Source organism: Aquitalea sp. ASV11, from assembly GCF_016429185.1.
Taxonomy (GTDB): Bacteria; Pseudomonadota; Gammaproteobacteria; order Burkholderiales; family Chromobacteriaceae; genus Aquitalea; species Aquitalea pelogenes.
In genome coordinates this window covers 1-6,454 of sequence record NZ_JAELUD010000119.1, presented here as the reverse complement: position 1 = coordinate 6,454, position 6,454 = coordinate 1, and the positions used below count along the sequence as shown (strand labels likewise).

Sequence of the window (6,454 nt, the reverse complement as noted above, 5' to 3'; positions counted from 1 at the left end):
CCCCCCCCCCCCCCCCCCCCCCCCCCCCCCCCCCCCCCCCCCCCCCCCCCCCCTCTTTTTTGCGTTCGTCTCGTGGGCTCGGAGATGTGTATAAGAGACAGCTGCACATCATGCCATTTGCTGGTCGACAGTTGAAATACATACAATTTTATTAATTGCAAAGCAAGCTACATGTAATTCAATAATAATCTGACCACAGCCATGATTTCATCATGTTGATGTATGCCGGAAATTTTAATATTTTAATGTCATTACGGCTGCATTGCCTACTTATTTCATTCAAGCAAGACTTCCATTGAAAATGGCTCAGAAATATCGCGCGTTATGCGCGCACGTTGGTAAAGCGGGCAGCATTCGTGCTGCTGCATTACAGCAGTCACCTGCAGCACCCTGCAGAAACGGAAAAAGCCCAACACGATGCATGCATCGTATTGAGCTTTCCGGTGACTCTCCCATCCACGCGAAAGAAGAAGGAGTCAAAACCCACCAGGTAAGGTGAGGTACAACATGAAGAGGCATTCAGCGTTGGCGCGCTGTTTGCCTCTTTTTGTAACTCACATTCTAGATTCATCCCCGCGCCCTGTAAACGCGCCCCGGCCACTCCGCGCCACACCAAACCGACTCAAATCCATCACAACAACCCCACACGCCCACCCCGCGCGGTTCTCCCGCTCACCACCACCCGCCACGCCACGTTGCACAGATCACACAACGCCACACCCGCCCACTCAGTAACACACCACCGTGCCCCGATTGAGCCACTCCATCAGCCCCCAGGCCAACAACACCGCTCCGCCTGCAACCACCCAGCCGTCCACCCACCGCCCAAACAGCATCTTCACCACCAGCGCGATAACGCTGGCAATAGTAAAGATGAGCATGTCTGGCGTGCTTGTCATCTCCATTGCATCCCCTTGCGTGTAGGGCATCAGCACTGGCGGCATGGCCAGTCACCGTATCAACCAGCCCTGTGATGGCCAATAATGAGGGATGCGTAGTGATTGGCGGGCATTTCCATGCAATCCGATTGGCATGATTGCAACACCGCACACACCATCACCACCCACGTCCACTCCTAATCCTTGGCTGTGGCCACGCCACTTGTAATCCATTCGGACTACATCAGCCCCTTTCAGCCCCTGCATTTACAAGCAGGCCGTTTTGTTGACATCGATTCGCATTTTCTTGCAACGCCTATCATTTTGTTACGCATTTTTACTTAAATGGCGTGCCGGCATATCCATTTATAATATTAAGCAGAATAAATAGAACACTTAAAAATCAATCAGGGATTCATCATGAAAATTGCAAGCTTGCTGGTCAGCGCAGCATTGTTGGCATCACCACTGGCACATGCCAATCTGGTGCAGAACGGGGATTTCAGCCAGGGCTGGACTGACTGGTCGCTCACTCGTGCCGCGTTTGGTACCGATATCTACCTTCCGGGAAACAACACCATCGGTTTTGGTGCCGTTTCTCCGCCTTACATGGATACGATCAGCCAGACTTTGGCCACGACGGCAGGAAGCAGCTACGCACTAACCTTTTCATTTTGGAACGGTAATTACAATAACAACCAGTTGAATGCGCTGATCAATGGCCATATCGCTGAAAGCTTTAGCAATGTGAATGCAGGCATCGGGTATACGCCCAGCCAGTACGTGTTTACGGCAACTTCCAACAGTACCGTTTTATCCTTCTCTGGCTACAACGTGCCAAGCTGGACCTACCTCAGTAATGTTGCAGTCAATCAGGTCTCCCCCGTCCCGGAACCAGAAACCTACGCACTGATGGGAATGGGCCTGCTGGCCATTACGTTGAAGCTGCGCAAAAAGAAACAGGGCCAGTCCTCCGCCGCGCTGTCGGTGTAAGGCCCTTCCCGGTCTTGCTGCCTGCGGGTGGCAGGACCGGGTTATGGTTCACCCCCCCTCGCCTTGCCTCCCGCCTCGCTGCTTAGTCCACATGCCCCTTGGCCAGGGCCGCATTCCCCGCCACGTATCGCTTCCACGCCGCTACCCAGTCCGTGGCCATGGCTTTCTGAGCGGTGGCCAGCGGCAGGCTGCCATCACACACCATGTGATACAGCACCACTTCCAGTTGGTCTTTCTTGGCGGCATTCCATTCGCTCTTGCGCGGAGGCATACCTTCATCGAACCCGGCAAATGCATACAGCTTTAATGCGCAAAGCAACCAGCCAAGTAGCTTGTGCATTTGACTAACCTCAGTCAGTTTGTTGCGCGTTGGCATGCAAGGGATAAATATCCCACGTTGTCACAATCCCATTCGCCAGCGCATCGCCCATCTCGGGCTTGGCGCATTGTTCCTGCCGCTTGCCCTTCTCCTCGGTACCCTGACACAGCATTACCTTTTGCGTGCCGAGCAGAATGCTGGCATCCCGGTGATAAAAGGCGATGTAGCCATGATGATTGGGGATGTGCACCCACTGCTCCACCAGGTCCGGGTTGGCCTTGCCGTCGCTGTATTTGATGACCCAGTCTTTCAGGTAGCCCATACGCCCCGCTTGCAGGCTGCCATCGACGGCATAGTTGCCATGCAGTCCGACAAAGGTTTTGTCCAGTGGCTGCTCATCGGAGTACTGCCGCTGCACCCCACCCAGGAACATGCGCGAGCAGGAGGATATGCAGAAGCCGGACAAGGCGGTGTTGAGCTTGTGCGCCCGGATGAATTCACCCACCGCGTAACCGGTACGGGCATCGCCGCCATGTGAATTCTTCAGCACCACGGTATTGATGTCAGGATGACTCTCCAGCGTACTTTCCAGCACCCGCAGCTCGATGCCAGTCACCGGCCCGGACATCAGCACGGCCTGGCCACGCACTTCCACCTCCATCGCTTGCGTGACATTCATCACCGCCAGCAGGGCAAAACCGGCTGCCAAACTTCGCTTCATCTTGCTTCCTTCGCTGCGGGAGATTGCCCCGTCGTGGATGATACAGAATTTGCGCCCAGGTACATCCGCCGCAGCACATCCGCCAGGTTCTTCACCGGCTCGTTACCGGGGGTATTGGGCAGGCGGAAGGAGAGCAAACCCGCCTGACGCACGGCGGCGTCGCGCTTTTTGTCTTGTTCTTCCTTGCCACGATGACTGCTATCGTCCAGCTCGATCACCGCTACGATGCTCAGGTCCTGGCGGCACACCACAAAGTCCGCCACTTTCTGCCGCATGGTGCCGTACAGCGCATAGTTCTGTTCGCCAGTACCACCCTTGGTGCTGAGGATCTGGCTGAAACCCACCTGGGCCAGCACGATGAAGTCTGGCGACAAGTGTTCCACCAGCCGCCAGTAGCAGCCCTGCTCACGCTCCGACAATAGGGTTTTGTTTTTCAGGCAGAAGCGGGCATTACCGTAATCCACCGGCTTCTTGATCACCGGCCGGAACACCCTCTCCGGCTGCGCTGCCGACGCGTGTTCCATGCGCGGCTCTCGCCAGCGCGCATTCTTTTTCCTGCGCCCCCGCCCGCTGCCTTGCTTCTTGGTCAGCATCAGTGACAACACGCCAAAACCAGCTATCAGGATTAACGGCCACTTGAGCGCCTGGAAGATCGGTGCCAGCAAGTTGTTTGGTGTAGGGATCACCTGCGGTAACTGCGGTGCAGGCTGAACGGCGGGCTGGACCGGCGGTGCCATGCTCGGCTGCACCGATTGCCCTTGCTGCGGGGTTTGTGTGACAGGAGTCAGCATCGGCTGCACCTGCACAGGCGCGGCTGGCTGAACCGATTGCACAGGCGCGGGCTGACCGGCATTGGCCACGGTACAACCGGGATAGTTGCTGTAGATCACCCGCCCGGTTTGCGGGTCGGTACAGGTGTACACCTGGGCGGATGCAGTGGCGCTGGCAAACAGGGAGGATAAGAGTAATAATTTACGCATTCAAACATCATATTGCGAAAGCTTACCGGCGGCCAGAGTGAAGCGCTCCTGGATGGGGTGTGACAGAACGCACAGGCAAGCCGCGCAGCAACCGAGCCCCACATGACCTGGCTTCTATACATCGGCCTTTCCTTACTGCTTGCCTTGGCCATCTTCATAGCGACTTTCCAATACCGTATCTGGAAGATCAAAAAATACGGTGACCCTCGCTACCCATGGCACCTACGCGGACTGATGAAGGAACAGCCAAACCATGTTCATGAATTCAAATATGCAGACCTGCCGATTACCGTCTGCAAGTGCGCACGAAGTAGGCCAGAGATCAACAAGCCGCCTAGTAGCGAAAATGTTGCTTAGGGAGAAAACGTTGGGGGTATCTGAGTCCATTTCTCTGAGGATGTTGAATTAATCTGCTGATTGGGTCTCCCGCGAAACACCTCGTAATTAGTCAATAATTTTACACTATGCACAAAAATAAATTAACGTAGCATTCGCATTATTCATAACGATTGAGCCTAAAACTAAGCCAATTGCATTTATCTAAAATTTTACCTGTTAGGTAAGTAACCTTCACAAAAAAACGAAACCAAATAAAAATAATTATTAAAGAGAAAAGTTGCTTCACAATGCTAAACATTCGCACGAAACAGACACTAAATTCATTATTTCCAACAACTCAGATCTAAAATTTCAATGTTAAATTCGTTCATTTTCAACGGAAGAATAATTCCACTTCGCCCCGGTCAAGATGTGGAATTAATTACCAGAAGAATATACGCAGCTGACTCAATGACTCTATTAGTCGGCCCTAACGGATGCGGCAAAACTAGAGCGCTAAGAAAAATCGCATCCGTTCTGAGTAGTAAAAACCCAAACAAAAGAGATATTGCCGATTTATATTGGGAATCGGAATATGACATGCCGAATACTTATGCCATTTACTATACGCCCGTTCCATTTGGCGTTGAAATGCCACAATCTGGCAATAGATTTATAAAATTGCAACCGGAAAAACTTAAACACAATTCCGAACTGCACGGAGAAATAAATAAAGACTTAGAATCTTTCTTTAAAATTAAAATCCAACACAAATTAAGATTGAATATTATAAGCCACGGCTCCATCAGAAGCTTGTTTTATAATTTTTATCATACATCAAAAAAGATTAATAAAATTGCAACAATACGTGAAGGATTTCACAGCTACATAGACACTTTCATAGAGACCAATCAGAAAATTAATGATTTACGCAAAAGTGGGTTTGATTACTTCTCACCAGAGATACAAGACCTGAATGACGTCAACGAAAGAAATACTAAAGAATTTGGCGCAAAGCTAAAGGAAGTAATTGGAAGTCAGTTTATATTATATCTTCGTGCTTATGAGCACGCGTACTCCAACCACAACAAAACAGAAAAAGCTTGCCGCCAGTTACTAACCAAGATGGGCCTGCTAAAATCACTACTTGAAAGTGAACCACAAGGGCCGGCAGGCGATAGCTTTGACAGTACATTAAAAACAATTTCGGAAATATCAAAAATTGTTAATGACAACAAGCTTACAAAGAATGAGTACTTTATTAATTACAATCAGCTCAAGGAAATTGAGCACCTAGACATATCAAAATTTGCTAAAATAATTTACTCTGACATGAGTGCAGGGGCGGCTGCCCTAATCGATCAATTTAGCAAAATTCTGCATCATAGCGATCTAGTATTTAAGAGAGATCAGTGCAAGAAATTACTAATTCTAATTGATGAGGGTGATGCATTTTTGCACACTCACTGGCAACAACTTTACATTGACTACCTCGATAAAACCATAAGCGAAATAAAAAGCAAATTTGACACCGTCCAGGTTATCATAACAACTCACTCCCCAATCGTAATGTCGGACTTTCCAAAGAACTGCATTGCCATGCTAGATGAGCCTCCCGATAACGATGACATATTTGAATTAAAACAAGCAACAACACCTTCTGCATCATTTGCTGCACCTCTCGATATGGTAATAAGACATGCCAATAATGCAGGATCTCTAGGTTCTTTTGCAATCCGTACAATAAGGAAATTAATAGAAGACATAGACGAAGGCAAAGAGATCAATCCTGGAGTCGTAGAAATTATTGATGACAAAGTAATCAAGAGTGAGATTGAGCGACTAATTAATGAAAGAAAAAATCGAGTAGAGAACAGAGAATAGCAATGCTAATTAATATACAAGACGCATGGGACAGTGAATGTCAGAAAAGACATCTACATCATGTAAGTAAAATTATTGAAAGAGAATTTCCTTCAAGCAATAAAATACTTGAGTCCATTCTCCGAAAATACAAAGCAAAAGACATTGCACTAGGCTCACCTCTGCAACTCAGGAAAATAATTCGCACAGTGAATTTTCTTAAAAATAAATATGGGAAAGTTGCATTTGATGACTTCACAAAACGATGTAAAGTAGTATTCGATTACGACACATTCTCCGACAAGAAAAACAAGGGTTGGAACTGTCTCTTATACACATCTCCGAGCCCACGAGACGAACGCAATAATCTCGTATGCCGTCT

6 protein-coding genes are annotated in these 6,454 nt (G+C 49.1%); 2 read left to right on the top strand and 4 right to left on the bottom strand.

What is annotated here, in order from left to right; translation table 11 throughout:
- Positions 1-728: 728 nt before the first annotated feature.
- Positions 729-944: a hypothetical protein gene (locus JHD62_RS20885; RefSeq protein ID WP_199104502.1), complete on the bottom strand. Its 216-nt coding sequence runs from the start codon at positions 942-944 to the stop codon at positions 729-731.
- Between the two features lie 354 nt (positions 945-1,298).
- Between JHD62_RS20885 and JHD62_RS20880 the strand changes: the two genes are divergently transcribed.
- The gene (locus tag JHD62_RS20880) at positions 1,299-1,871 is read left to right on the top strand and encodes a PEP-CTERM sorting domain-containing protein (RefSeq protein ID WP_199104501.1); all 573 of its coding nucleotides are present in this window, start codon (positions 1,299-1,301) and stop codon (positions 1,869-1,871) included.
- A gap of 82 nt (positions 1,872-1,953) precedes the next feature.
- On the opposite strand, the gene JHD62_RS20875 is transcribed toward JHD62_RS20880, so the two are convergent.
- The 3 genes from JHD62_RS20875 to JHD62_RS20865 are packed head-to-tail and all read right to left on the bottom strand — an operon-like array spanning position 1,954 to position 3,891.
- Complete coding sequence (locus JHD62_RS20875) at positions 1,954-2,211, bottom strand: hypothetical protein (protein ID WP_199104500.1); 258 nt, start codon at positions 2,209-2,211, stop codon at positions 1,954-1,956.
- A gap of 10 nt (positions 2,212-2,221) precedes the next feature.
- Positions 2,222-2,911, bottom strand: a complete 690-nt coding sequence (locus tag JHD62_RS20870; protein WP_199104499.1) for a hypothetical protein — start codon at positions 2,909-2,911, stop codon at positions 2,222-2,224.
- Positions 2,908-3,891, bottom strand: coding sequence for a DUF2726 domain-containing protein (locus JHD62_RS20865; protein WP_199104498.1), 984 nt, complete (start codon positions 3,889-3,891; stop codon positions 2,908-2,910). The genes JHD62_RS20870 and JHD62_RS20865 overlap by 4 nt, the downstream gene beginning before the upstream one ends.
- Positions 3,892-4,680: 789 nt before the next feature.
- Between JHD62_RS20865 and JHD62_RS20860 the strand changes: the two genes are divergently transcribed.
- Entirely contained in the window at positions 4,681-6,093 is a 1,413-nt protein-coding gene (locus JHD62_RS20860) for an AAA family ATPase (protein WP_199104497.1), read from the top strand.
- Positions 6,094-6,454 lie beyond the last annotated feature (361 nt).

Bases quoted from the DNA above. Each gene is read 5' to 3' on its own strand.
- JHD62_RS20885 (WP_199104502.1), bottom strand. From the start codon at position 944: ATGCCGCCAGTGCTGATGCCCTACACGCAAGGGGATGCAATGGAGATG.
- JHD62_RS20880 (WP_199104501.1), top strand. From the start codon at position 1,299: ATGAAAATTGCAAGCTTGCTGGTCAGCGCAGCATTGTTGGCATCACCA.
- JHD62_RS20875 (WP_199104500.1), bottom strand. From the start codon at position 2,211: ATGCACAAGCTACTTGGCTGGTTGCTTTGCGCATTAAAGCTGTATGCA.
- JHD62_RS20870 (WP_199104499.1), bottom strand. From the start codon at position 2,911: ATGAAGCGAAGTTTGGCAGCCGGTTTTGCCCTGCTGGCGGTGATGAAT.
- JHD62_RS20865 (WP_199104498.1), bottom strand. From the start codon at position 3,891: ATGCGTAAATTATTACTCTTATCCTCCCTGTTTGCCAGCGCCACTGCA.
- JHD62_RS20860 (WP_199104497.1), top strand. From the start codon at position 4,681: ATGACTCTATTAGTCGGCCCTAACGGATGCGGCAAAACTAGAGCGCTA.